Here is a 26,243-nt window from a genome sequence, read left to right as displayed (position 1 = left end):
CGATAATTAGACATCTTTAGATGTCAAAGTAAGCATTGTAAAACTATTACTTACTCTGAGCAGCTCTACCAAAAATGCCCTACGTAGTGCTATCCTAATTGAGCCCGAATCTCTTCCATAAAGGAGGCAAATTACTTTATTTTTTGATAAGCGTAGCTTTCTTTTCTACTTGTTTTGTAGAGGTTGAAAGGAAGGCTTTCATCGCTGCATCATCTTCTGTTAATCCATCTTTTTTAAATGCAGCAATTTTTTCTAGCATCATTTTATAATCATTAGGTACAACCTTGACTACTTTTTGCACCATTTCATTCCAATTGTCTAAAATATTCATTGCTTTTGTGCTTCTTGTATAATAGTAATGGTCCATTATTAGCTGTCTTACACTATGAGTCTCTTCTTTAGATTGAAGTTTCTCAAGTCCAATCATTTCTTTATTACACTTAAATTTGAACTGCTCTATATCTTCAACCAATACATAAGCGATACCACCGGACATACCTGCTCCAAAATTTTTGCCTACGTCCCCAAGGATAACTGCTCGACCGCCCGTCATATACTCACAACCATGATCACCTATCCCTTCAACAACCACGTCTGCACCACTATTCCTTACAGCAAAACGTTCACCAGCTCGGCCGTTAATGAACACTGCTCCATCAGTAGCTCCATATAGCGCCACATTTCCAGCGATTACATTTTGTTCTGAAGTTCCTGATAATGGAGAAGTAACAACTAGCTTTCCTCCAGAAATTCCTTTGCCAAAGTAGTCGTTTACATCTCCCTCTACAAACATTGTCATTCCTTGTGGAATATATGCACCAAAGCTCTGACCGGCAGCACCATTGAATCGTAAAGTAATTGAATCATCTGGAAGACCACTTGCCCCGTATTTTTTGGAGATTTCACTTCCAATAATGGTACCGACAACTCGATCAGTATTAGCAATCTTATATTGTAGATCAACCTTTGTTCTATTTATAATAGCTTTTTCAACTCGAGGCATAAGCTCCCTCATGTCAAATGACTTTTCGAGCTGATGATCTTGTTTTTGTTTACATGTTCTGTCTCCACTCACTTGGTATAGTAGGACAGAGAGATCTAGTTGCTGAGCTTTCCAATGAGATTTTGCTCGGTCACTAACTTCAAGTAGGTCAGTTCTTCCTACCATTTCATCAACTGTTCTAAATCCTAGCAATGCCATATACTCTCTTACTTCCTCTGCCACAAACCTCATAAAGTTAACGACATAATCAGCAGAACCACTAAATTTGTCTCTTAGCTCAGGATTTTGCGTTGCTATCCCTACTGGACAAGTGTCCATATGACAGGCACGCATCATGACACAGCCTAATACGATTAGAGGCGCTGTAGCAAAGCCAAATTCTTCTGCTCCTAACAAAGCAGCCATTACTACATCCTTTCCAGTCATTAGTTTGCCGTCAGTTTCCAAAACCACTTTATTTCGTAAGCCATTTAGCATTAACGTTTGATGTGCTTCAGCAAGTCCTAGCTCCCAAGGCAATCCTGTATGCTTAATGCTTGTTTTTGGAGAAGCTCCCGTTCCACCGTCGTATCCACTAATTACAATTACGTCTGCAGAGCCTTTTGCAACACCCGCAGCAATTGTTCCTACTCCTGATTTGGCAACGAGCTTCACACTAATTCTCGCAAATCTATTTGCATTTTTTAAATCATGAATAAGTTGGGCCATATCCTCTATGGAATAAATATCATGATGTGGAGGTGGGGATATCAATCCCACTCCAGTTGTGGATCCTCTGACATCTGCTACCCATGGATATACTTTATTGCCTGGAAGTTGACCACCTTCACCTGGTTTAGCGCCTTGAGCCATTTTTATCTGAAGCTCATCTGCCTCTACTAAATAGTGACTATTTACACCAAAACGACCTGAAGCAATCTGCTTGATAGAACTACGTCGGTTATCCCCATTAGCATCTATTACATAACGATTAGGATGTTCTCCACCCTCTCCGCTGTTACTCTTGCCTCCAAGACGATTCATTGCAATTGCTAAAGTTTCATGCGCTTCCTGACTTAGTGAACCAAAGGACATAGCACCTGTCTTAAACCTCTTCACAATGGAATCTACAGATTCAACTTCATCTAATGTGATTTTCTTTGTTCCCTTCTTAAATGTCAGTAGGTTTCGTAAAAAGCCTATTCGCTCTTCATTTGCCATTTCTGCATACTGACGATAAAGTCCGTAGTCTCCTCTTCGCGTTGCCCATTGAAGTGTGTGAATTGTCTTTGGATTAAAGGCATGATGCTCGCCAGTGCTTCTCCATTGAAAATCACTCCCTGAATCTAAAGCATCCACAGTAGATTCGACCGCTAGTATATGTCTACGAATTGCCTCTTCTCTAATCGTTTCTATGTCAATCCCACCAAGCTGAGACACAGTGCCTGTGAAATAATTCTCAATTACATCTTTGCTAATACCTACCGCTTCAAATATCTGTGCCCCTCTGTAGCTTTGTACAGTGGAAATACCCATTTTAGACATGACTTTTACGACACCTTCTGCTATCCCCTTACTATATTTAGCTATAGCATCGTGATAGTTGCATTCTAAGTGTCCATTTTGTATAGCTTCCGCAATGGTCGCATATGCAAGATATGGATTAATCGCATCTACCCCATAACCAATAAGTGCAGCAAACTGATGAACCTCTCTTGACTCCCCAGATTCCACTAAAATGCTAACTTTCGTTCGATTACCTGTTCGTAGCAAATGTTGGTGTAAATGACTAGCTGCCAATAAAATCGGAATAGTTGGTTGAGACTGATTTAGAGATTTATCAGACAAAATGATTAAAGAGATTCGCTGTTCTATCAGTTCGTCTGCTTTTTTAGATATTCTCCGCAAATCTTTTTCCAAATCTTCAGACATATCAATGTAAATAATACCACTTTGAAAGCTTTCATCCTTCAAATCCTTTATTTCTTGAAGCTGCCCATTAGTTAAAACTGGTGTATCCAAATATATTCGCTTCGCATTAACTTCTCCAGGGGTAAGCAGATCGCCTTCTGCACCAAGCAATGTCATGGTGGATGTAACAATATGCTCCCGTATTGAATCTATTGGTGGATTGGTAACTTGAGCAAACAACTGCTTAAAATAATTGAAAAGGGATTGCGGTCTATCTGACAATACAGCTAACGGGGTATCATTCCCCATAGAACCAATAGGATCTTTTCCCTCTATTGCAATTGGCAGTATATATTTGTGAATGTCTTCATACGTATAGCCAAAAGCCTTTTGACGAAATAACAGGTCATCAAGATTTTCTATGTTTTCTTCATTTACTAATATCTTTTGTTGATAGTCTTCTAACCATTGCTGATAAGGCTGAGCCATCGCCATTTCTGACTTAATTTCTTCATCGGATATAATTCTTCCCTGCTCCAAATCTATTAAAAGCATTCTTCCAGGACTTAGACGCTCCTTATAAAGAATATTATCTTCTTCGATATCTACTACTCCGACTTCTGAAGAAAATATAATGTAGTCATCTTTTGTCACGTAATAACGAGCTGGTCTCAACCCATTACGATCTAGAATAGCACCTACCTGCTTGCCATTTGTAAACGAGATAGCTGTTGGTCCATCCCAAGGCTCCATTAAAGAGCTATGATAAGCATAAAATGCTTTTTTCTCTTGAGAAATATGAGGATTCTCAGTCCACGGTTCTGGAATAAGCATCATAGCTGTATGTGCCGGAGATCTCCCAGCTAATACAAAAAATTCAAATGCATTATCGAGCATAGATGAATCACTTCCAGAAGGATCAATAATAGGAAGAATTTTTCCTAAATCATCACCAAAGGCATCTGAAACAAACTGTTGCTCACGAGCTTTCATCCAATTGACATTACCGCGTAGCGTGTTTATTTCACCATTGTGAACAATATAGCGATTTGGGTGTGCACGCTCCCAGCTAGGGAAAGTATTAGTGCTGTATCGAGAATGCACTAGTGAAAAAGCAGAAGTAAAAAGCTCGTCTTGTAAGTCCACATAAAACTGATCTACTTCTTTAGGAGTCAGCATTCCTTTAAAAACTATTGTTTGACTTGAAAGACTTGCACAGTAGAATTTTTTAGCTTCTTGATGTGCCCAATGCTCTATCTGTTTCCTAATAACATATAACTTCCGTTCAAAGGATAAAGAGTCAGGAAGACTTTTAGCTTTAATAAATACTTGCCTCACTACTGGTGCAGTATTTCGAGCTGAATCACTCAACATACTTTTGTCTGTCGGGACTGTCCTCCATCCTATAAGTTCCTGACCTTCGGCGAAAATGGTATCATTTATTCTTTGTTCTATCGCTTGTCTTTCTTCATCCGCCTCTGTAAAAAACAACATACCTACTCCATACTGTCCTTTTTCTGGAATTTCCCATTGACTACAAACTACCCGAAAAAAAACATCTGGAATTTGTACCATGAGACCTGCTCCATCTCCCGTTTGACCATCACTACCTTTTCCAGCACGATGATCCAAACGACATAACATTTCTAAACCTTTTTTCACTATATCATGTGTTGGTGTTCCTTTTATATTTGCATATAAACCTATCCCACAGGCGTCATGTTCTAATTCTGGATTATACATGCCCTGTGCTTTCGGTAGCTGGTGAAATGTCATGTAATCGACCTCCATTTTCCAAAAAAGTGTGTTAGGAACATTGTATGTTTTCAAAATAATATAAACAATATATAATTTGGATATAAACAATCTACTTTTGAGATAGGTTAGGAGAAAACTATGGAAATAAGGCAATTAAGATACTTTAAAGAAGTCGCAGAACGAGAACATATTTCGGAAGCGGCGATACATTTACATGTTGCTCAGTCTGCGGTTAGCAGACAAATAGCTAATTTAGAGAATGAGTTGGGAGTAGAATTATTCGAGCGAATAGGTCGCAATGTTAAATTGACACCAATAGGGAAGATCTTTTTAGAGCATAGCCTTTCAGCTCTACAGGCTATAGACTATGCAAAAAAACAAATTGACGAATATTTGGATCCGGAAAAAGGGACTATTAAAATCGGCTTCCCCACTAGTTTAGCCGGCCATTTATTACCGACCGTTATTTCTGCCTTTAAAAAAGAGCATCCGAATGTGGCTTTCCAATTAAGACAAGGATCTTATGATTATTTAATAGATGCGGTAAAAAATCGGGAAATTAATATAGCATTTTTAGGACCACTCCCTCCGAAAGATTATTCTATTAATACCACCATATTGTTTACGGAAAACTTTTCCGTGCTAGTTCCTGTAAATCACCCTTTAGCAAAGAAGGAGAGGGTTCCCTTGATTGATTTGCGAAATGAGGACTTTGTTTTATTCCCTAAGGGATTTGTATTACATAAGATTATAATAGACGCATGTAATTCACTTGGATTTACACCTAAAAGTTCCTCAGAGGGTGAGGACATGGATGCTATTAAGGGATTGGTTGCTGCTGGGATCGGTATAACACTTTTGCCTGATAGCACCTTTTATGACTCTATTCCTAGGTTTACGGTTAAGATCCCACTGTATTCTCCTCCTCTTCAAAGAACAGTTGGCATGATTAGCCCGGTCACGAGGGACTTATCGCCATCTGAGAAGGTATTTCATGATTTTACTGTGAAGTTTTTTAAATTGCTTAACCAATATCAATAATGTACTCAAACAGGATATTTTTTCTATAATTTATATTTTCATGGTAAAATAAAGCAAATAATAATGGAAGAATGTGAGGGAATAATTTGAAAGAGATGAATGGTAAAAGTGAGTTTTGGGAGTGGGTTAGAGCGATTGGAATTGCTGTTATATTTGCTTTTGGAATTCGATATTTTTTGTTTACACCTATCGAAGTAGAAGGTGCCTCTATGCTCCCCACTTTTGAAAGCGGGGACAAAGTCATGGTCAATAAAATAGGGCCGAAATTGAGTGACTACGAGCGATTTGATGTAATTGTTTTTAAAGTGGATGCGGAAACTAATTATATCAAGCGAGTTATAGGCATTCCTGGAGACCATATTTCTTATAAAAACGATGAGCTTTTAATAAACGGGACTAAATTCGATGAGCCATATTTAGATGAATTTAAAAAAGAGTTATTAGATAATGGCACGCTCACGGAGGACTTTACACTTGAAGAATATTTGGGGGAAGTAGTCGTTCCAGAGGGTTCCTTGTTCGTCCTAGGGGACAATAGACGTTTCAGCAACGATAGCAGAAATCCTAGTGTCGGATTTGTACCTATTGATATCGTTTTAGGAAAGGTGAACATGACAATTTATCCTTTAGAGAATTTTAGCTATATTAAATAATAGATCTAGGGCTGAGTATACAAGATTTTTGCATTGCAAGGCTTGCGAAAAACTAAGCTCCTAAGCACCTTGAAAAGCAATTGCTTGAAAAGCTAAATAAAAATTATAACAGAGATCAAAATATGCTTTATATATTAAAAGGGAGAAAATCATCAATGATTTTCTCCCTTTTTACTCTTACTTAACTTTATTATAAAATTCGATGAAATTATTTACTACTTTATCTAGAAAATCGATTGTTGCTTGAACAGTCACTTCATTTTGTTCATTCAATTTTGTATGAATTGCCCCTACATACACTTCGTTTCCTGGAAGTAGCTGTGGTTGGAGATTCGGATTAGATAGTATCTCACGAAGGTGCATTTGAGCTCGAACGCTTCCTAGCACACCCATTGAAGAGCCGATGATGAAAGTTGGTTTACCAACTAAATCATTTCCACTACGTGATAACCAATCTATTGCATTTTTTAAAGCACCAGGAATAGAGAAATTATATTCTGGTACAGCAAAAAGCACCGCATCCGCATTACGAACATTCTTTTTAAATTCAATCGCACCTTGCGGAGGATCATTCTCAATATCAGCATTAAACATTTCTACTTCATTGATAGAAACAAGCTCAATAACTAACTTATCCGCATAACGCTTCTTCATATACTCCACTAATTTACGATTGTAAGACTCTTTTCTGTTACTTCCAATAATAGCTGCTACCTTGATTGACATATCCATTCCTCCTAAAACTATTAAAAATCATGCAAAAATTTCAAACCCAAATCATTTTGTTAGTATATCACGCACCCACTAAAATATGCTGAAAATTTGCTCATAAAAATAGTGTTACAGGTGCCAGGCACCTGTAACACTATTGAAATAAAAGTTCCTATTTTTTCTTCTCTATTTGCAACTAACTTCCTCTATTAAAAAAACCTTTTTTAAGCGTATTTATTACGAGAATTGTAATTATATTATATTAGAATATTTGCGTTTGTATATTAAAATAATTTGTGTATATTACAGGTGCCAGGCACCTGTAATATACCAGACACATGAAATATAAGAAACACTAGAAATATAAGCAGCGATGTTCTAGTATTCTATTAGCCTACTATGGCATTGGCTATGATTAGCATGATTAAAGAGGTACCCCAAGCAATGGTTGTAGGTACGGACCATACTAGAATTTGCTCTTTTAGTTTAGTGATTCCTAACATACGGTTAACAACCCAGAACAGGGAATCATTGAAGTAAGAAAATAACATTGCACCTAGTGCCGCCGCTTGAGCTGCTAAGGCTAGATTAACGTCAAGATTGGCTAAAATTGGAGCAGAGATTGAAGCTGCTGTAATCATAGCAACAGTCCCACTACCTTGTATTAATCGTACAATAGACGCTATAAAGAAAGGCACTAATATAGCAGGCAAAGGCAATCCAGCAATTATTTCAGCTAAATAGTCCCCTGTGCCACTGTCCCGCAATACTGTTCCTAATGCACCACCAGCACCTGTAACTAAAAGGATGATACCCGCAGTAGTCATTCCTTCTTCCATTCTCTCTAAAGCCTCTTCTTTTTTCATTTGATTAGCCAATCCATAAATTGCGGCAACTAACCCAAGTGCTAAAGCGATAATTGGTTGTCCTAAGAATAGTACATAATCCCAGAACCCACCTGTTACTTCTAAAGCTGTTAATGTAGTATTTAAGAATATTAATATGATTGGCAATAATATCGGTAAAAAAGATTTGAAAAACGATGGTAGCTCTTTTTCTCTGTCAGCAGAAGCTGCTAAAAAATCATTGTATACCATTTCAGATGAATCTTTACGAATAAATCCTTCTCCATCTTCTTCTGGAACTTGATATATTCTTTTTCCAATCCATTTTGCATAAAGAACACCTATTATAATTATCGGAATAGCAAATATTAATCCCCAGAAGATCATTTCACCTATATCTATTCCAAAAATACCCGCTACTCCTAAAGGACCTGGAGTAGGTGGAACCGCATGGTGAGTTGCTGCTAACCCTATCGCTAATGCAATCCCCAATGTAACTACAGATTTCCCTGTTTTACGTGATAATGACTTTACTAAAGGATTTAAAATGACGAAGGCCGAATCTACAAAAATAGGAATAGATACGAAATAACCAGCAATGGCCATTGCCCATTCTTCCTTCTTCTTTCCAACTACTCGAATTAACGTGTAAGCTAGCTTTTCAGCGGCTCCCGTTACTTCTAAAATCCTCCCCATCATTACCCCTAGCCCTACAACGATCCCTATAGAAGCTAGCGTGTTACCAAAACCAGAAGTTATAGAGTTAACTACCTTTAAAGGCTCCATTCCTCCAATAAGCCCAGTTACAGAAGCTGCAATTAGCAACGCTAAAAAAGCATGAATTTTAGTTTTTAACACAAGCAAAATTAAAACCGTTACACCAATAACTAACCCCAACAACATTTGCATTTCTAAACCCATTCTTGAAACCCCTTTCAATTATGTATATTTAAATAGAAAAGGGGAATCCCCTTTTCTAGAATTACAAAACTTACAAAGACTCACGAGTAAATTTAGGCGCATATTCTGCAGCAAGCTTGATACACTCAAACATACTCACTTCTGATGCAATGTTTTTCCATGCAATATCAAACGCGGTCCCGTGGTCTACAGAAGTGCGCAAGAATGGTAGACCGTTCGTAATAGAAATAGTACGATGGAAATCGGTCATTTTCGCTGCAATATGGCCTTGATCGTGATATAAGGAAAGAACCGCATCATATTTTCCATTAAGTGCTTGGAAGAATACGGAGTCAGCAGGAACTGGTCCATATGCATCAATTCCATCTGCTTTAGCAAGCTCGACGCCTGGTTTAATCTCTTCTACTTCTTCCATCCCAAACAAACCACCCTCACCTGCGTGGGGATTTAACCCAGCAACAGCTAATTTACGAGTTTCCACACCTAAACGCTGTAAAGCTTGGTCACATCTGTTCAAATAATCGCGTACACGCTCTTTAGTCATTTGTTTAATAGCGTCAGCAACAGATAAGTGGCGAGTTAAGAAGAAAATACGCATACCATTTACTTGGAACATTGTTAATGGATCCGGAGAGCCACCAAGGTCTTCTAGCATTTCCGTATGGCCAATGTAAGGAACATTAGCTGCTTTTAAAGATTCTTTGTTGATAGGAGTTGTTGCCAATGCTTTAACTTCCCCAGCCATAGCTAATTCCACTGATCGTTTGATAAATTCGAATGCCGCTTGTCCATTTTGAGCAGAAACGCTTCCAGGTTCAAAAGATTCTAAATCAATATTATTCAAATCAATAATATCAATTGTTCCAAATTTATAAGAACCATCTATTGGAGAGGCAACCACGTTTACATTTAAGTCCACCCCAGTAACTTCAATTGCTTTACGAATAATTTTAGCGTCACCTACAACTAGTGGTTTACACATTGAATAAATCTCTTCTTTAGCTAAAGATTTCACTGTAATTTCTGGTCCTATCCCTGCTGCATCTCCCATAGGTATTGCAATAATTTCTCGTGTTGTCATATTAGAACACTTCCTTCTTCTTTTTTGTTTGTTAAAAATCTTACACATTTGTAGATAGAATATTTATCTCCTACCATCCCGCCCTTAGTAATCACGGGAATACCATCAAATGTACCCCCTATAAAATGGCCATAAGCAGCTAAGGGAATCACTTCATCCTGCAAGCCTATCGCTGCAGCATCACTCACAGCACAAATAGCTGCCGTTACATCTCCTCCACTGGAGAAAGTACCATCTATTTGATGTTTTGTTTGCTGAACCACATTGTTAGTTACTCTAGCAAGCCCCTCTGTTAAACGCTTAGCCAGTTTTTCTTCCGTAACGCCCTCTTTCAATGCTATATCGGCTAGGTTCAGCTTTTCTGTTCCAGGAGCATAGGTAGTAATGATTAATACTTCTTGCACCTCTAGTTTATTCAATGCTTCTTCCGTTGCACGATCAATTTCTTTCTCCCAGGAACTACTTACCGATGCTAAAGCGCTAGCACGCACATATACTGGATCTGCATTTTTCTTATCAATTAAATAATTCAGCTGTCTACCAGTTAATGGAGTAATACTACCAACAGTCACGATGAATTTATTTGTTTGAACATGTTGATGGGCTTTCATTCTTCCAAAAGAGGCAGAGAGTGGACCTGGGTCTACGGGGATAAAATGAATTCCATCTATGGAAGCCATCGCCTCGGCAATATTGTCAATTTCTTCATTTGTCACTGCATCTACTACTATAATTCGATTCATCGCTTCAATTTGCTTCATTAACTGTAATTGTATTGCCTCTTTACCCTTTAAAACTGTGCCAAGCCCCACATGACAAACAGGAAGTTGGCTTTGGTTTTCCATAATAGTAGGGACATGAGAGATACTTATTGGATTCATAGGATCTTTAGCGACATCAGTTGCTTCCACAGGTACCCCATCCACTAAAAGATAGCCACCTGAAACTACTCGACCTGAATCAGGGTAAGAAGCAACAACAACCGCTACGGAGTTTCCACCGATGGCATTCAGTAAAACATCGGTCTCTACTCCGAGATTACCTCTCACAGTACTATCAATTCGTTTACCAATAACACTTGCTCCCCAAATTGTTAGTTGCTCATATGCCTTCAAAACACGTTCTTCTGCATTAGAAGGAGAACAATATCTACTATCTGTATCTATGCTAATAGAGGTAAAATCACTATTTAATGGCACCTCTCCACCAAAAACAACTGTAGCACTCGTGAAACCATTTTTCGCCAGGAGGACTCCAGTAGCATTTGCTCCTGTTAAATCATCTGCAATAATGCCTATCTTCACTTTGTCACTCCCTTTATAAAAGTAGATTTCTCCTTATAAATCTCTTCTACTTCCTTAGAAATAGTGCTATCCGTTATAATTCCTGTTACCGAATCCACACCAGCTATTTTAGCAAATGCTTTTTTCCCAAATTTATGTGCATCTACAGTTAGGTAAACCGCCTCGCTTACGTTTATCATCTCTTTTTTGATAGATGCTTTCTCGAAAGTTGCAGAAGATATACCGAGAGAAGCATGCACAGCATGTGCTCCAAGGAACAGAATATCTACATGTATGTTTTTTAGCATTTGCTCAGCGTAGGATCCAAGTATTGCACCGACACCATTCTGGATCTTTCCACCAAGTAAAATAACTTCTAAATTAGAATCTGTTAATTCAGCAGCAATCTTAATATCATTTGTAACTACTGTGATATTCGTCCGTGATTTCAATAGCCTTGCAATTTCTAATGTAGTTGTTCCTGAATCCAACAAAATCCTCATACCGTCTTTTACTAAGCCAACGGCAATTTGTGCAATCTCTTTCTTTTGTATATGAGCTTCTGAAAGCTTTTGTTCATATGATTGTTCCCCTATTATCGCTTGAGGTAGCGCAGCACCACCATGTGTTCTTATCAATTTTTTCTGCTTTTCTAATTCGTCTAAATCTCTTCGTATAGTCATTGCAGAAACTCCTAAAAGGTCTACAAGCTCTAAGATTTCAACCTTCCCCTTAATAGAAAGCTCATCGATAATTTTCTTTTTTCTGTTAATTGGAAGCATGAATTCATCCCCTAAATACAAATAAAATGTTAACTATGAACATATTATGTTCTAATCGAACATTTTTGTCAATAAAATATGTTTGAAATTATCAAAAATAGGTAATGTAAAATAACCTTAGTGTTTTATTATTTAGAATTATCAAAAATAAATCGTGGGTTTATCACTGTAGTGTGTTAAAATATACTGATAATTAGATTTAGGAGGTCATATCATGCAAATGGCAGATATCAAAACACTTCAAATTGAAGATGTGCTAAAAGCGCACCAATTTCTTAAAGAGGTAGTTATACATACACCTCTTCAAAAAAACGACTATCTATCTGAAAAATATGAAGCGAATATTTACTTTAAACGCGAAGATTTACAACATGTTCGTTCGTTTAAACTCCGCGGTGCTTATTATAAAATTAAAACCATTGAAGAGATCGCTCGAAAGCAAGGAATAGTCTGTGCTAGTGCAGGTAATCACGCCCAAGGAGTCGCTTATGCCTGTGCTCACTTAGGTATTTCCGCTAAAATATTTATGCCTCTAACCACTCCTAGTCAAAAAATTGAGCAGGTAAAAATGTTTGGCCGGCAATACGCAGAAATTATCCTAACTGGGGATACATTTGATGATTCCGCTAGTACTGCAACTACTTATGCAGAACAAGAAGGCCGTTTGTTTATTCATCCATTTGATGATCTAGACATCATTGCTGGTCAAGGTACAGTGGCTGTGGAGATTATGAATGATATTGATGAGGAGCTTGATTATGTTTTTTCTAGTATTGGTGGTGGAGGTCTCATCTCTGGAGTTTCTTCTTATATAAAGAACCTATCCCCCAACACTAAAATTATTGGTGTAGAGCCTTCAGGTGCTGCAAGTATGAAAGCTGCCATAGCTAACAAAGGACCAATTGTTCTTGATGCAATTGATAAATTCGTTGACGGGGCAGCTGTTAAGTGTGTAGGAAAGCTAAACCACGAGATTGTTTCTAAATATGTGGATGACATCACCCTTGTCCCAGAGGGGAAGGTATGTACAACTATTTTGAGCTTATACAATAAACACGCTATTATCGCAGAGCCTGCAGGGGCATTATCAATTGCAGCACTCGATTCTCATAAGGAACAAATAAAAGGTAAGTCCGTCGTATGTATTATTAGCGGAGGAAATAATGACATTGGCAGGATGCAGGAGATTAAGGAAAAATCGTTATTACATGAAGGGCTCCTATATTACTTTATCGTTAGCTTTCCACAAAGAGCTGGTGCACTAAGACAATTTCTTGATAAAGTACTGGGTCCAGACGATGATATCACCACCTTTGAATATACCAAAAAGAACAACAAAGAAAGTGGACCGGCGTTAGTAGGCATTGAATTAAAAAGAAGTGAGGATTATTTAGAGCTTCTCTCACGTATGAATGAGAATGGCTTTTTCTTTAAGGAAGTTAATAAAGATAGCACACTTTTTGATCTATTAATTTAAGTGAGAATCCAACTATATCAACGTTTTAGATAGTTTTCCATTGACTAATAATGTTCACATTCCTATAAGAATAATAAAAAGTTACATTCAAATTCTAGCATTCTCACCCACCCTTTGATATAATAATTCTTGTATTATAAAGATTCTAATCTAGGGGGAAAAAGAATGACTGAAAAACAAAACAATAAGCTGACAACTGCAGCTGGCGCACCAGTAGTAGATAACCAAAACTCACAATCTGCTGGTAGAAGAGGTCCTCTTTTACTACAAGACGTATGGTTATTAGAAAAACTAGCACACTTTGATAGAGAAGTAATTCCAGAGCGTCGTATGCACGCAAAAGGTTCAGGTGCTTACGGTAAATTTACTGTGACTAATGATATTACTCAATATACTAGCGCTAGTATATTCTCTGAAATCGGTAAAGAAACAGATATGTTCGTACGTTTCTCAACTGTAGCTGGTGAACGCGGAGCTGCAGATGCGGAACGAGATATCCGTGGATTCTCTATGCGTTTCTATACAGAGCAAGGTAACTGGGATTTAGTTGGTAACAACACTCCAGTATTCTTCTTCCGTGATCCACTTAATTTCCCAGATTTAAATCATGCTATTAAACGTGATCCACGTACTGGTATGCGTAGTGCTAATAGCAACTGGGATTTCTGGACATCATTACCGGAAGCACTTCACCAAATTACAATCGTAATGAGTGACAGAGGACTTCCAAAATCTTACCGTACAATGCACGGATTTGGTAGCCATACATTCAGTATGATCAATGCTAACAATGAACGTGTCTGGGTTAAATTCCATATGCGTTCTCAACAAGGTATTGAAAACTTAACTGATCAAGAAGCAGTTGAAGTGGTTGGTGTTGACCGTGAAAGTCATCAACGTGACCTATACGACAATATCGAAGCTGGTAATTTCCCTAAATGGAAAATGTATATTCAGGTAATGACGGAAGAACAAGCTAATAATATGCCTTATAATCCTTTTGATCTAACAAAAGTTTGGTATAAAAAAGACTTCCCACTTATCGAAGTTGGTGAATGGGAACTAAACCGTAACCCTGAAAATTATTTTGCAGAAGTAGAGCAAGCTGCTTTTACACCAGCTAACGTAGTACCTGGTATTAGCTTCTCCCCTGATAGAATGTTACAAGGTCGTTTATTCTCTTATGGCGATGCTCAACGTTACCGCCTAGGTGTTAACCATCACCAAATTCCTGTTAACAAACCTAAATGTCCTGTACACTCTTTCCATAGAGATGGTGCTATGCGTGTAGATGGTAACTTAGGTAGTACATTACCTTATGAGCCTAACAGCTATGGTCAATGGAAGGAACAACCTCAATTCAAAGAGCCTAGTCTAGCACTTCAAGGAGATGCTGGTATTTGGGAATTCCGTGAAGATGATGACAATTATTTCGAACAACCAGGTAAATTGTTCAATCTAATGACCCCAGAAAAACAGCAAGTATTATTTGAAAACACTGCTCGTAATATGAATGGTGTAGAAGATTTCATTAAAATCCGCCACATCATCCATTGCTATAAAGCAGATCCAGCTTATGGTAAAGGCGTTGCTGCGGCAATGGAACTTCCATGGGAAAAAATTGAAGAAGTTATGAATGTTACTGCTACAGTATAAAGTAAAAAGCTATCCCTCGGGATAGCTTTTTCTATTGTAATTGCCCCCTCTCCCGCCATCATCTTTATTGTGCTATGATATGAGTGTATACTTTATTTTTTGGAGGTTATTCCCATAGTTACAGTCATTGTTATTGGAATCATCATCTTTATCATTGTCCTTGCCTTAACTATTTTCACTATCAACAAGGGCTATGCCTATAAACATACAATAGACGAGCGTCCAACAGAATTAGAGAAAAAGAAAAAAAACGCATCCTCCTGAATAAGGAAGATGCGTTTTGTATTGGAAGTGTATTATTTTGCTCCAGCTTTTTCTTTTTTAATTTGTTTACTACGTAATTGGCCACAAGCAGCATCAATATCAGTTCCCTGTTCCATTCTCACTCCACAGTTAATACCGCTATTTTTTAAAGTTTGGAAGAATGAACTAATAGACTTTTCTGTGCTACGTTGGTATTGGCCATGCTCGTCAACTGGATTGTATGGAATCAAGTTAACATAAGAAAGATGTCGTTTATTTTCCAGTAGCTTCGCCAATTGCTGTGCTTCTTCAACATGATCATTTACATCTTTAAGAAGAATATATTCAAATGTAATACGACGGTTTGTTTTTTCTAAATAATAGTCAACAGCAGCCATAACTTTCTCAATTGGAAACGCCTTATTGATAACCATAATTTTAGAACGAAGCTCGTCATTTGGAGCGTGTAAGGAAACTGCAAGGTTAACTTGAATATTTTCGTTTGCAAAGTCCATAATCTTCTTAGCTAACCCACTTGTAGAAACTGTTATATGGCGCGCACCGATAGCAAGACCTTTTTGATCATTCACTGTTCTTAAGAAATTCATAAGGTTTTTATAATTATCAAATGGTTCACCAATACCCATTACTACGATGTGGCTAACGCGCTCATCCTTCTGTAATTCATCTAAATGCTCCTGTACCTTCATAATTTGCCCGACAATCTCTCCAGCATCTAAATCTCGGCTTTTCTTTAACAGACCACTTGCACAGAAACTACAGCCAATATTACAGCCTACTTGTGTTGTTACACATACAGACAAGCCGTATTTAAATCGCATTAAAACTGTTTCGATTAAATTTCCATCCTGCATTTCAAATAGGAATTTGATCGTTCCATCAGCAGACTCTTGTTTTACATTTTCCTTCAAGGTTTGGATTACAAAATTATCTTCTAATAGCTTAAGACAATCTTTATTTACATTCGTCATTTCCTCAAAGCTCTGTACTCGTTTAATATATAACCAATCCCATACCTGTTCAGCACGGAATTTCTTTTGTCCATGTTCCATTAACCACTCTATTAATTGGTCTCTTGTTAGACCATAAATTGATTTTTTCATTATTTAGCCCCTCTTTTCTTACACATACAATTTGCCTATTATACACCAAATTCTTTTATACGACAATTTATTATATATGAAATACCCTTAAAAAGATATTATTTAGTTTCTCCAAAAACAAGCGAACTACTCTGTTAACTTAAATAATATTAGACGAGCCTAAGCAAAAATATTCTTACCAATGCGTTTAGTTTACTTGATTTCCACTTTAGGCGGACGCGTTCCACGAGATGAGTGATAAGCCATAACCGTGGCTTTTGCCTCGTTTGTGCTGTCTTATCTGTTTCACTCATCCCGCTGGAGTAACCGCCGGTCGTTCCAATAAGCGGAATGAGAAATATTCGTGTTTAATTGGTAAAATGCTAATTATCCCCTTAACTAAAATATTTTTTAGTTAAGGGGATAATAGTAAAGAGATAAAGCTTATTGTCGTTAAAAGATTATCTTTTAGACCTGTTCTATTAAATCCAATATCTTATTGGTAGATTCACTAGGAAGAATATAAATAGTGTGAGTGTCATTTGTATTCATTAAGGTACTTTCTTCAAATGCTCCACCCAACCAAAGATGTAAAACCTGTTTGTCTTCATTTTCATTGATTATATCTACAGAATAATCTGGATTGGCTATATTTACGATTCCATTTTCTTTTACCGCGCTTGAAATTATGCTTTTAAATTGCTCAAGTGCATTGTAATCATCAAAAACAATTGATGTACCCTCTTTTATCATTGTAAGAGTAACCACTGAAAATTCTACATCTGTCTCCACTTTTTCATTTTCTTCTAAATACTGCTGAGTACTAGGTTTATTTACAGTGCTTTCTTCGAATTGACAGCCAAAAAGAACGACTGAAGTAAAAACCATTGATAAATAAAGGGCCATTTTCTTCCTCAAAGATCAACCATTCCCTTCCAATTTCTTTATTAGTCAAGTTAGACGTAGCAAATCCCTTATTGTATCATTTTCTTTCGATTATGAATGAATTTACCTAAACTCCGCATTATTTTATATCGTTTCTAATTCAACCAATGGGTCTTTGAACTAAATTTATTCATGTTTACAGGACAATTCGAATAAGTTGCTATAGCGTTTAAAAACAAGTATTGGAGTTGTTTAATATGAGGTACCGTAAACGAAGAAGGATAAATTATAGTTCAGGTAAAGCATTTTTAAAGTTAATATCTTTTATTTTTTGTCTCATTGCTTTTTTACCAACCAGTTTGCTTTATACAAACGTACATAATGATTCTGAGTGGAATGATTTTAACTTAGGTACATTTAATAATATTTTTCAAAATTCATTTGATCAGCTATTAGTAGTTTCATATGAGATTGATAGTAATCAGATCGATGAAGATGAACAACTACCGTATATTATTCTAAACACTTATACTGTATTTGGAATACCATATGCAGAAGTAATCGTTACCAGTGAAGGAGCATATATAAACAAAAAATACCTGTTTAAAAAAGAGTGAACTCAACAGAAGTCGTAAAAAGCTATAAAATTATCTAAATGCAAATCTTAAGCTTTTCAAAAAATTAAACCTAATAATAAAGAGACCAATCCCCTAGAAGATATGGTCTCTTTATTATTAGTTAGATTTCTCTACATCATTTTCTCGGATCCAGTCACTGTAACTACCTACATACAATTTTACATCCTTGTAACCAGCTTCTTTTAAGCTTGCGTATAATGGAGCTGCCGTTACTCCGCTCCCACAGTATGCAATGACAGGCTTATCCTTATTAGAAAGGTTGCTTAGCTGAGATTCCATTAGTTCTTGCTCCAAAAATGCACCATCTCGCTTTAGTTGCTCCCAGTCATAATTTATTGCTGTTGGAATATGACCTGCTATATGATCAATAGGCTCTATTTCTCCCCGATACCTAGCCGAAGAACGAGCATCTATTAACTGTCCGTCCCTTTTTCCATTTGCAATATCTCGCACTTCATCCATAGTTAAATAAATTTCGTCATTCCAAAGTGGAGTCATATTCGACTTCGTATATTGAGCCACTTCATCAGTTATTGGAAGTTGCTGTTTTATCATTTCAAAGCTTTGGCGTAAAACTCTTACATTTTTAAACCCTGCCCATTCCAGTAAGAAATAAGCTCTTAATGCAAAAGGAGCTTCCCCTTGATCATAAATAATAATTTTATCATCTAAATTTAAACCTGAGTTTTGTACAAGCTCAATCATTTTTTCCTTAGAAATCATCGGATGTCTACCTTTAAAATCGTCCATATCAGAGAGGTCTTTTTCAAGATTCCAATAAACTGCTCCACTCACATGGCATTCTTTAAATGCTTCATAGCCTGCGGAAGGTTCCCCCAAGATAAAGCGCGTATCAATAAATCTTGAAGACTTTATATCTATTTCTGAAAGCTCTATAAATACCTTTGTCATTTTTCGTTACCTCCAGTCTCTAATTTCTTATAGATATCCTTCCACTTAGCTAGTGTTTCTTCCTGCTCCAGTAATCTTCTTTCTGCCTCCAACTGAGTTAAGGATTCATTTAACCATTTTAAGCGAGCATTTTCTACTTCCTTCTCTGCATAGATAGTTAGCCATTTTACTAAACGTTTTTTTTCATCATCTAAATAAGCAGCTGCCTCAACTTTTGTTTGCTCGGATAGAGCATCTCTTAGTTTTTCTTTTTCATTTTTTTCAAAAAATGACTTAGCACTTTTAAAATATGATTTTACATGAGTATATTTGTCTTTGTCTTTAAAGGGGCCAACAAACTCTAGTAATTCGTAGTCTTCACTTTCATGAGGGCTATAAGTTAAGCTCCCATTCCATTCCTTTAATACTCGCATTTCTTCTTTATCTATTTGAGTCATTTGTTTTTGAATATATTGTAGCAGTCGGAAATTCGTTACACGGACTTCCTGCTCCAGATCAAAACGAATCATTTGAAGTATATCCCTCAATGCTAAGTCCAAAGCCGTGGATGCATTATAATTAGAGAAAAGCGAAGGATTATACGCTTCCTTAAAAAATTCGTTGAATCGATAATACACACGTTGTAATACGTAAAAAAGAAGGGATTCCAATTCCTGAACCGCATCCTTATTTAAAGATACAGACTTGTATTCAGTATAACGATTCCTTATTTTTAGTTCCTGATCGCTAAGCTCAGAAAGTCGTTCATCTTTTCTAGCTAAGTTAGCCTCCGTTTGTTCTATTAAAGAAAGCAATTTATTTTTTTGTCGATTAGATTCCTCTTCTAATGAAGTTATAGCAATTTGTTTAAGATCTTTTTCCAAAAAATGATGGAATGCTTCTTCAAAATGTTCCATGCCTTGATGAAGTCTTTCTTTGTTTTGCTTTTCTTTTAAAGCTTGAAGACTAGAGACTCCATACACCCTAGGAAATCGAATTCCAAATCGCTGCAGTTCGTCTTTTACGTACTGTTTAACTAAGTTAGCCTCTTCCTCGTTGCTTGCAAGATCAATGGCGTTTACAACGAAAAACATTTTATCTAGTTCAAAGGAATCTTTAACACGACCAAGCTGAATAAGAAATTCTCTATCAGCCTTTGCAAAAGCATGATTAAAGTATGTGACAAAAAGAACGGCATCTGCATTTCGTATATAATCGAACGCAACACCAGTATGTCTTGCATTGATGGAATCTGCACCTGGTGTATCTACTAAAGTGACGCCTAATCTAGTTAACTCACAATCATAATAAAAGTCAATGTAATCAACAAAACAGCTTTTCGATTCCTCTGCCACATAAAGGGAAAATTCTTGATCATCCACATTTAGTATCTCACCTAGGTGATTCCGTACATCAGGATATCCTTTATAGAAAGCATTTACAAATGACTTATGCACTTCTTCTGCAGCTGATTCACTTAAGGCAGAAGGAGCCTTTTCGTATGCATCCTCTAATGAAATAACGTTTTTACCCAATTGTAAAAAGGCAAACTTTACATCATCGAGTAACTGTTCTTTAGATTTTAAAGTAACATCAGCGGTATTGTGCAGATGTTCTTTAGAAATTGGATGTATTTTATTGATGGCAGCGGTTGTAGGGTTTGGAGAAACCGGCAGAACATCCGCTCCCATTAAGGCATTAGAAAAGCTTGATTTTCCTGCACTAAAGGCACCAAATAGAGCAATTGTAAATTGTTGGTTTTGAACACGCATTGCCTTTTTCTTAATAACAGACGCGGCGTCCTTAAAATCAGGAAGCTCCGATAAAATCTCTCCAATTTTGTTTGCCCTTTGTACTACTTCATCTAAAGGTAATGTAGCACTTTCCTCTAATATCTCTTCCTCTATTAAGACAGGGGAAATTACTTCTGTTTCTTCACTAGCTTTATCAACGTACTCTACTATAGAGCGCTCGAAGGACAAGCGTTCTTTCTCCCATTCATCTAGAAGATGATCTCTATCTTTCCTAAACTGGATCGAAGGTGTCGATAATTGCTTATCCAGATTTTCTATTCTTTCTTCTATATCAGACACTTTTGATATAGCTTCTTGCTTTTCCTTTAAAACATTCGTTTTATCCCCTAACCGCACATCTTGATTGGATGAATGTAGTTCGATATAATTTGAATTTTCATCCTTCCATCGGTCAGTTTCTTTCACATAATATCTAATAACTGCATCATTTACTCTATTAGCATAGTTCAGTATTGCATCTCCCGTAACACTTGCCCCACTATGCATAGTGTCTGCGATGATTTCCTCAGGTAAAGAGAAGGACATATTATTTATTTCGTTTGCCTTTTCTTCATTTAACAAGCTAACATCCTTTAAAAGACCCTTCATTAAATCTTTTATATGTGTAGTAATATTAGTAGCTACAATTTTATCTAGCATCTGAATTGCTTCTGCTAACCTTCTTTTTCTTTCTTCTTCTGTTTTTTTCTTGCTTCCGATGAAACCAACCTTAAATGAATCCTGCCTACTTTCTGCATATTGTTTTAAAAGGTCACGCATTTCATAAGTCATAATTGAAGCGTTTTCCAATATAGCCTTCCTGCTCGTTTCAAATGTCTTTTTCCACGCACCGCTCTCTTGGAGCTGTATTTGCTTCTCTGAAGTTTCCAGCTGATCTAATATTTCTTCAACATTGCTCCAATCTTCTTCTGTGAGTAAATAACTTAGTTCCTGCTGTAAGTCTTTTTTTTCCTCTTCTAAAAATTTTATATGTTCATCCTTTAGCTTTTTTAGAGTAGCTGATGCTGACCGTAGGAAAAGTTCTTCTTTATGTTGTATAGATTCTTTAACGATCTGCCTAACTTGTTGAAAATCATTATGTACTATTTCTTTGTTTTTTAATGAAGTATAAAAGATATCCTTTGGCTCGACATTCCAAGCATTGAAAGCTGTAGAAACAGATTGTTTATACTCAGTGAAAGATAATTCCTCTTCTCTGTGTTTATCAACCTGATTTACGATTAAATAAATATTTTCATTGTAGTGAAGCAGCTGTTTAGTAAATTGAAAATTCAGCTCGGATTGCACATGATTATAATCCATAACATAAAACACGATATCTGCTAGATGTAATGCAGACTCTGTTGATACACGATGTGCATCATCCGTTGAATCCACTCCCGGTGTGTCCATAACTATAATCCCTTTAGGAAGCTCCGAGGTTTGATGTCCAATTTCTATTTGAGAAACTTTACTCCCGTCCTTGGAATATTTTTTTACTTGTCCAATATCATATTCCCCAGAGAATTTGACCGGAGCATCATTTACAAAGTGGACAATAGCAAAATTCTTATCCGCTTTGCTTACCGTAACTATATTCGCAGAGGTTGGTATGGGACTTGTTGGTAATAGTTGTTCATCTACAAGGGCATTAATCATACTTGATTTCCCTGCTGAAAAATGACCTGCAAAAGCAATTGTAAATGTTCCCTTTTCTATTTTTTCTGCAAAAAGTTTTGATTTTGCATATCTCTCTTCATCATTGTTTTGTTTAAAAATTGTCGCTAGTAAAGCATTCGATTCTTTGATTTTCTGTAATTCCTCTAATGGATTCATGTGAAATTTATTTCCCCTTTTTATTCTTTAACAATATGTATATCATATCAGAAAATATAAAAAAAGATGACTTTATTGTTCATAAAGTCATCACTGTACTACTATTATTTTGGTTGTGGTGTAATAGAATTTAAAATGTGTTTAGTTATTACGCTGTATATAACTACAGTCGATCCAATTAATATAAATACCATGACAATCTCCCTCTCAACTGAACTTGATATTCATTCTCATTTAGATGTTATCACATTTTTCAACAATTGACTACAAAATATATTCTTTTTAACTAGACAATATGATAAAATTGATTCATCTTTACTATTAGGAGGGGATAAAATGGGTAATTCCAAGCATATTAAAACACTTTTAAATGGTACCATTCAATCATTAAAGTCTGTTATTCCTCTTAACCTTAGTTTTAAGTCTCCCACACTAATGATTCAACCATTTGATCAGGAAGAGATGGGCGTTCTCATAGGAATTGTTGGAGACATTAAGGGAAGAATTATTGTTGATGCATCCTCCCAATTCTTCTCCTCCGTCGGCGCCTCTATGTTCGGCATGCCTCTCGAGGGCGAAATGCTCGAATCTTTTACTGGTGAACTCGGAAATATGATTGCAGGCAACTTGTGTACTACTGTTGCCCAAGAAGGTTTAGAGATTGATATTACACCGCCAACTGTCATTGTTGGCAAGAGTAAACTATTTGGTTTTCATCATGCCTTTCGCTTGCCTGTAGAAACCGAAGACATAGGCCTTATGACTATTATTCTTACAATAGACGAGGACTAACTATCAATAAGAATACATATAAAACTTAGAATCCTTTTAAATAAAGGATTCTTTTTTATTTGGCAATCCCTAAGGACCTTGAGCTAATTTAAAGGATAAGATCTTTAGCTAGCACTCTGTTTCTCAAGAGTCTGAACTGCAACTATCTTCACTAATCTCCCTTCCACTTCTATGACTTTTAATTTATTTCACATTATCTTCACATAATACCTTTGTATGTGTGAGAAATATCACATCATACATAAATATTTAAATTTATGATGTAGCTATAGATAAAAAGAAGAATATTTTGGAGGTGTACGACTGATGTCCAAAAAACACAATAAAGAACCAGAACTTAAGGGCACGTTAATATCTGTTAGCGTAGTGGGAATCTTTATATTAGTAACTTGGTTTCTGGCATTCTATTTATTTATTGACAGATTTTAAATCATTGGAGGTTAAAGGTTATGCATATTCACAAGTATGAAAAATGGTGGATAACATTCGGGGTAGGGTCTTTGGTTTTATTCTTAATTATAGTTGGCTTTAGCGCATTTCATTACGGTTCTCATCCACCTAGTGCAAAAGTATATATTGATCCTGAGCGAGTAGATGAAATTGCTCCTTTTAATAATCCTGGAGTTCATAAGGTCGAAGGTAAGGAATGGGATTACGAGGTAGTAGTCGTTGCTTCTGCTTTCTTCTATAATCCACAAGAATTTGAAGTACCACTCGGGTCGACTGTTAAATTTATCGCAACAACAAAAGACGTAATTCATGGCTTTCAAATAGTAGGTACGAATATTAATATGATGCTAGAACCTGGCTACGTTTCAGAATACGTAACAACAGTAGATAAAGCTGGAGAGTATTTAATATTATGTAACGAATATTGTGGCATAGGACACACTTCTATGACATCGAAGTTAAAGGTGGTTGAGTAACATGGCAACAATAACAGAAAAAGCACAAAGCTTTGTGAAGGTAGATCGTCGTGATGGCAAGCTCGCAATGGCTCACATCCATGTAGCATTCATTGCACTTTTAATCGGAGGACTTTGTGGACTATTACAAACACTAGTACGTTCTGGACAATTTACTCTTCCTTGGGGAATCGGATACTATCAATTATTAACGGTTCATGGGGTTTTATTAGCACTTATCTTAACAACTTATTTTATCTTTGGTTTCCAAATTGCTGCTGTAAGTCGCACTGCCGGCACATTGACAGATAAGCAAAGAATGCTTGGCTGGATTGGGTTCTGGACAATGACAATCGGAACAACTGCTGCTGCAGTAATGGTTTTATTAAATGAAGCATCTGTTCTGTACACTTTCTATGCACCCCTACAAGCACATTGGATCTTCTATGTGGGATTGGCCCTGGTAGTCGTAGGCTCTTGGATTGGTGGAGCTGGCCTTATAATGAAATATAGAGAATGGCGCAAAGCTAATCCAGGAGAACCAAGCCCATTATTAACTTTTATGGTAATCGTAAACTTAACTATGTGGATCATTTGTTCACTTGGTGTTGCAGTTGAGGTAGTTTTCCAATTGATTCCTTGGTCATTAGGCTGGGTAGATAAGATTGATATTCTTCTTTCTCGTACACTTTTCTGGTATTTTGGTCACCCATTAGTATATTTCTGGCTATTACCTGCTTATATGGTTTGGTACGTAATCATTCCTAAAATTATTGGCGGGAAAATTTATTCGGATGCACTTGCAAGACTTTCCTTTATGCTTTTCTTGATTTTCTCTATTCCTGTTGGATTCCATCACCAATTGACAGAGCCTGGTATTGATTCTTTCTGGAAATACTTGCAAGTAGTTTTGACAATGATGGTTGTTATACCTTCCCTTCTAACTGCTTTCTCCATGTTCGCTACATTTGAAATTCGCGGAAGACAGCTTGGAGGAAAAGGGTTATTTGGATGGTTTAAAAAGCTTCCATGGAAGGATGCTCGATTCGTTGTACCATTCATCGGTATGGCAGCCTTCATCCCTGCTGGAGCTGGAGGTATTATTAATGCATCTAACCAAATGAACCAAGTAGTACATAATACTATCTGGGTTACTGGTCACTTTCATCTCACTTTAGCAACAACAGTTGTTTTAACATTCTTTGGTGCCGCTTATTGGTTAATTCCTCATCTTACTGGTAGAGTGTTGACTAAACAAATGAATAAGCTAGCAATTATACAAGCTATTGTATGGGCAGTAGGTATGTCCATCATGTCTGGAGCTATGCATATAGCTGGTTTAATGGGTGCTCCTCGCCGTTCAGATTTCTCTACCTATGGTGATTCTGCACAAGCAACTGATTGGATTGGCTATCAGATAGCTCAGGCAGTTGGTGGTACGATTTTATTCATCGGTATCATCTTGGTATTGTATATCATCGTCCACCTAGTATGGTTTGCTCCTAAAGGAGAAACAGAATTCCCAATTGGCGAGGTTTCTGAAAATGCAGAAAAAACTCCAATGGTTTTGGAAAACTGGAAGATCTGGTTGACTATTTGTATCTTCTTAATCTTGTTTGCTTATACAGTTCCAGTGTTCGATATGCTTCAGAATGCTCCTCCAGGTTCAAAAGGGTATAAATTCTGGTAACTTCAAAATCTTAATATTACGAAGCTGGGATAAAACCCACCTTAAAAATTCAAGAGTCCGGGAAATTTACCGTTTAGTAAATTTCCGGGGCTTTTTCTACTTACAGTTGGTGTTCTCTGCTACAGCGGACGATTTCCTGGGGGCACTGCTCGAGCCTGTAGTCTCTACCACACGCTTGTCCCCTAGGAGTCGCCGTCTCCGATCCAAACACCCCGAGTTATCTTCGATATCAAGTGAAAACTGCACATACCTTCACATATAAAAGAAGATATCTTCAGTTAAATAAATGTCTATCAAAACGCATTCACTCAGAATGAAGTATTCTTTTCTTTATAGATTGTAATAAGAATCAACTCACAGCATTTT

20 protein-coding genes are annotated in these 26,243 nt (G+C 36.8%); 10 read left to right on the top strand and 10 right to left on the bottom strand.

Annotated elements, in window-relative coordinates:
• Positions 1–136 precede the first annotated feature (136 nt).
• Positions 137–4,669, bottom strand: coding sequence for a glutamate synthase large subunit (gene gltB, locus MKY94_RS09270; RefSeq protein ID WP_342578540.1), 4,533 nt, complete (start codon positions 4,667–4,669; stop codon positions 137–139).
• Between the two features lie 120 nt (positions 4,670–4,789).
• Here gltB and MKY94_RS09265 point away from each other — a divergent pair, with 120 nt between their 5' ends.
• Both MKY94_RS09265 and lepB read left to right on the top strand, forming a co-directional pair.
• Positions 4,790–5,692, top strand: coding sequence for a LysR family transcriptional regulator (locus MKY94_RS09265; protein ID WP_144536777.1), 903 nt, complete (start codon positions 4,790–4,792; stop codon positions 5,690–5,692).
• A 95-nt stretch (positions 5,693–5,787) separates the two neighbouring features.
• A complete protein-coding gene (lepB, locus tag MKY94_RS09260) occupies positions 5,788–6,345 on the top strand; it encodes a signal peptidase I (RefSeq protein WP_340863962.1) in 558 nt (185 codons plus the stop codon).
• Positions 6,346–6,522: 177 nt separating this feature from the next.
• Here the strand turns inward: lepB and MKY94_RS09255 are convergent, their stop codons facing one another.
• The 5 genes from MKY94_RS09255 to MKY94_RS09235 all read right to left on the bottom strand — a co-directional run bounded on the left by MKY94_RS09255 (position 6,523) and on the right by MKY94_RS09235 (position 11,968).
• On the bottom strand, positions 6,523–7,071 hold the full coding sequence (locus MKY94_RS09255) for an NADPH-dependent FMN reductase (RefSeq protein WP_342578538.1): 549 nt from the start codon (positions 7,069–7,071) through the stop codon (positions 6,523–6,525).
• A gap of 374 nt (positions 7,072–7,445) precedes the next feature.
• Positions 7,446–8,822, bottom strand: a complete 1,377-nt coding sequence (locus MKY94_RS09250; RefSeq protein WP_342578537.1) for a gluconate:H+ symporter — start codon at positions 8,820–8,822, stop codon at positions 7,446–7,448.
• Between the two features lie 70 nt (positions 8,823–8,892).
• On the bottom strand, positions 8,893–9,903 hold the full coding sequence (pdxA, locus tag MKY94_RS09245) for a 4-hydroxythreonine-4-phosphate dehydrogenase PdxA (RefSeq protein ID WP_144536781.1): 1,011 nt from the start codon (positions 9,901–9,903) through the stop codon (positions 8,893–8,895).
• The gene (locus tag MKY94_RS09240) at positions 9,900–11,207 is read right to left on the bottom strand and encodes a four-carbon acid sugar kinase family protein (protein ID WP_342578536.1); all 1,308 of its coding nucleotides are present in this window, start codon (positions 11,205–11,207) and stop codon (positions 9,900–9,902) included. Before MKY94_RS09240 ends, pdxA begins: the two co-directional genes overlap by 4 nt.
• Positions 11,204–11,968, bottom strand: coding sequence for a DeoR/GlpR family DNA-binding transcription regulator (locus MKY94_RS09235; RefSeq protein ID WP_144536786.1), 765 nt, complete (start codon positions 11,966–11,968; stop codon positions 11,204–11,206). Before MKY94_RS09235 ends, MKY94_RS09240 begins: the two co-directional genes overlap by 4 nt.
• A gap of 214 nt (positions 11,969–12,182) precedes the next feature.
• Between MKY94_RS09235 and ilvA the strand changes: the two genes are divergently transcribed.
• From ilvA to ytzI, 3 genes are all read left to right on the top strand, one after another.
• Entirely contained in the window at positions 12,183–13,445 is a 1,263-nt protein-coding gene (gene ilvA, locus MKY94_RS09230) for a threonine ammonia-lyase IlvA (protein WP_342578535.1), read from the top strand.
• 165 nt (positions 13,446–13,610) lie between these two features.
• Positions 13,611–15,101: a catalase gene (locus MKY94_RS09225; protein ID WP_154310910.1), complete on the top strand. Its 1,491-nt coding sequence runs from the start codon at positions 13,611–13,613 to the stop codon at positions 15,099–15,101.
• 114 nt (positions 15,102–15,215) lie between these two features.
• Complete coding sequence (gene ytzI, locus MKY94_RS09220; protein ID WP_342578672.1) at positions 15,216–15,365, top strand: YtzI protein; 150 nt, start codon at positions 15,216–15,218, stop codon at positions 15,363–15,365.
• Between the two features lie 32 nt (positions 15,366–15,397).
• Here ytzI and rlmN read toward each other — a convergent pair whose 3' ends face one another.
• Together rlmN and MKY94_RS09210 are read right to left on the bottom strand one after the other, a co-directional pair.
• The gene (gene rlmN, locus MKY94_RS09215) at positions 15,398–16,468 is read right to left on the bottom strand and encodes a 23S rRNA (adenine(2503)-C(2))-methyltransferase RlmN (protein WP_191697474.1); all 1,071 of its coding nucleotides are present in this window, start codon (positions 16,466–16,468) and stop codon (positions 15,398–15,400) included.
• Between the two features lie 447 nt (positions 16,469–16,915).
• Complete coding sequence (locus MKY94_RS09210; RefSeq protein WP_342578534.1) at positions 16,916–17,335, bottom strand: hypothetical protein; 420 nt, start codon at positions 17,333–17,335, stop codon at positions 16,916–16,918.
• Positions 17,336–17,589: 254 nt separating this feature from the next.
• Between MKY94_RS09210 and MKY94_RS09205 the strand changes: the two genes are divergently transcribed.
• Positions 17,590–17,949: a hypothetical protein gene (locus tag MKY94_RS09205; RefSeq protein WP_342578533.1), complete on the top strand. Its 360-nt coding sequence runs from the start codon at positions 17,590–17,592 to the stop codon at positions 17,947–17,949.
• A 117-nt stretch (positions 17,950–18,066) separates the two neighbouring features.
• On the opposite strand, the gene MKY94_RS09200 is transcribed toward MKY94_RS09205, so the two are convergent.
• Positions 18,067–18,882 carry a sulfurtransferase gene (locus MKY94_RS09200; RefSeq protein ID WP_342578532.1) on the bottom strand — a complete coding sequence of 272 codons (816 nt, stop codon included), beginning with the start codon at positions 18,880–18,882 and terminating at the stop codon, positions 18,067–18,069.
• Positions 18,879–22,490, bottom strand: a complete 3,612-nt coding sequence (locus tag MKY94_RS09195; protein WP_342578531.1) for a dynamin family protein — start codon at positions 22,488–22,490, stop codon at positions 18,879–18,881. The genes MKY94_RS09200 and MKY94_RS09195 overlap by 4 nt, the downstream gene beginning before the upstream one ends.
• A 336-nt stretch (positions 22,491–22,826) precedes the next feature.
• Here MKY94_RS09195 and MKY94_RS09190 point away from each other — a divergent pair, with 336 nt between their 5' ends.
• The 4 genes from MKY94_RS09190 (at position 22,827) to MKY94_RS09175 (ending at position 25,877) form a co-directional block, all read left to right on the top strand.
• Complete coding sequence (locus tag MKY94_RS09190) at positions 22,827–23,282, top strand: chemotaxis protein CheX (RefSeq protein ID WP_144536801.1); 456 nt, start codon at positions 22,827–22,829, stop codon at positions 23,280–23,282.
• Positions 23,283–23,588: 306 nt separating this feature from the next.
• Positions 23,589–23,711: a cytochrome c oxidase subunit 2A gene (locus MKY94_RS09185; protein WP_144536803.1), complete on the top strand. Its 123-nt coding sequence runs from the start codon at positions 23,589–23,591 to the stop codon at positions 23,709–23,711.
• Positions 23,712–23,731: 20 nt separating this feature from the next.
• Positions 23,732–24,208 carry a cytochrome c oxidase subunit II gene (locus tag MKY94_RS09180; RefSeq protein ID WP_144536805.1) on the top strand — a complete coding sequence of 159 codons (477 nt, stop codon included), beginning with the start codon at positions 23,732–23,734 and terminating at the stop codon, positions 24,206–24,208.
• A 1-nt stretch (position 24,209) separates the two neighbouring features.
• A complete protein-coding gene (locus MKY94_RS09175) occupies positions 24,210–25,877 on the top strand; it encodes a b(o/a)3-type cytochrome-c oxidase subunit 1 (RefSeq protein ID WP_154310916.1) in 1,668 nt (555 codons plus the stop codon).
• Positions 25,878–26,243 lie beyond the last annotated feature (366 nt).

It is taken from the genome of Psychrobacillus sp. FSL K6-2843, assembly GCF_038626375.1.
Taxonomy (GTDB): Bacteria; Bacillota; Bacilli; order Bacillales_A; family Planococcaceae; genus Psychrobacillus; species Psychrobacillus faecigallinarum.
This window is presented reverse-complemented; position numbering and strand designations above follow the sequence as displayed.

What these genes read in the sequence shown, in the direction of transcription:
- gltB (WP_342578540.1), bottom strand. Translation starts at nt 4,669, where the DNA reads ATGACATTTCACCAGCTACCGAAAGCACAGGGCATGTATAATCCAGAA.
- MKY94_RS09265 (WP_144536777.1), top strand. Translation starts at nt 4,790, where the DNA reads ATGGAAATAAGGCAATTAAGATACTTTAAAGAAGTCGCAGAACGAGAA.
- lepB (WP_340863962.1), top strand. Translation starts at nt 5,788, where the DNA reads ATGAATGGTAAAAGTGAGTTTTGGGAGTGGGTTAGAGCGATTGGAATT.
- MKY94_RS09255 (WP_342578538.1), bottom strand. Translation starts at nt 7,071, where the DNA reads ATGTCAATCAAGGTAGCAGCTATTATTGGAAGTAACAGAAAAGAGTCT.
- MKY94_RS09250 (WP_342578537.1), bottom strand. Translation starts at nt 8,822, where the DNA reads ATGGGTTTAGAAATGCAAATGTTGTTGGGGTTAGTTATTGGTGTAACG.
- pdxA (WP_144536781.1), bottom strand. Translation starts at nt 9,903, where the DNA reads ATGACAACACGAGAAATTATTGCAATACCTATGGGAGATGCAGCAGGG.
- MKY94_RS09235 (WP_144536786.1), bottom strand. Translation starts at nt 11,968, where the DNA reads ATGCTTCCAATTAACAGAAAAAAGAAAATTATCGATGAGCTTTCTATT.
- ilvA (WP_342578535.1), top strand. Translation starts at nt 12,183, where the DNA reads ATGCAAATGGCAGATATCAAAACACTTCAAATTGAAGATGTGCTAAAA.
- MKY94_RS09225 (WP_154310910.1), top strand. Translation starts at nt 13,611, where the DNA reads ATGACTGAAAAACAAAACAATAAGCTGACAACTGCAGCTGGCGCACCA.
- rlmN (WP_191697474.1), bottom strand. Translation starts at nt 16,468, where the DNA reads ATGAAAAAATCAATTTATGGTCTAACAAGAGACCAATTAATAGAGTGG.
- MKY94_RS09210 (WP_342578534.1), bottom strand. Translation starts at nt 17,335, where the DNA reads ATGGTTTTTACTTCAGTCGTTCTTTTTGGCTGTCAATTCGAAGAAAGC.
- MKY94_RS09205 (WP_342578533.1), top strand. Translation starts at nt 17,590, where the DNA reads ATGAGGTACCGTAAACGAAGAAGGATAAATTATAGTTCAGGTAAAGCA.
- MKY94_RS09200 (WP_342578532.1), bottom strand. Translation starts at nt 18,882, where the DNA reads ATGACAAAGGTATTTATAGAGCTTTCAGAAATAGATATAAAGTCTTCA.
- MKY94_RS09195 (WP_342578531.1), bottom strand. Translation starts at nt 22,490, where the DNA reads ATGAATCCATTAGAGGAATTACAGAAAATCAAAGAATCGAATGCTTTA.
- MKY94_RS09190 (WP_144536801.1), top strand. Translation starts at nt 22,827, where the DNA reads ATGGGTAATTCCAAGCATATTAAAACACTTTTAAATGGTACCATTCAA.
- MKY94_RS09185 (WP_144536803.1), top strand. Translation starts at nt 23,589, where the DNA reads ATGTCCAAAAAACACAATAAAGAACCAGAACTTAAGGGCACGTTAATA.
- MKY94_RS09180 (WP_144536805.1), top strand. Translation starts at nt 23,732, where the DNA reads ATGCATATTCACAAGTATGAAAAATGGTGGATAACATTCGGGGTAGGG.
- MKY94_RS09175 (WP_154310916.1), top strand. Translation starts at nt 24,210, where the DNA reads ATGGCAACAATAACAGAAAAAGCACAAAGCTTTGTGAAGGTAGATCGT.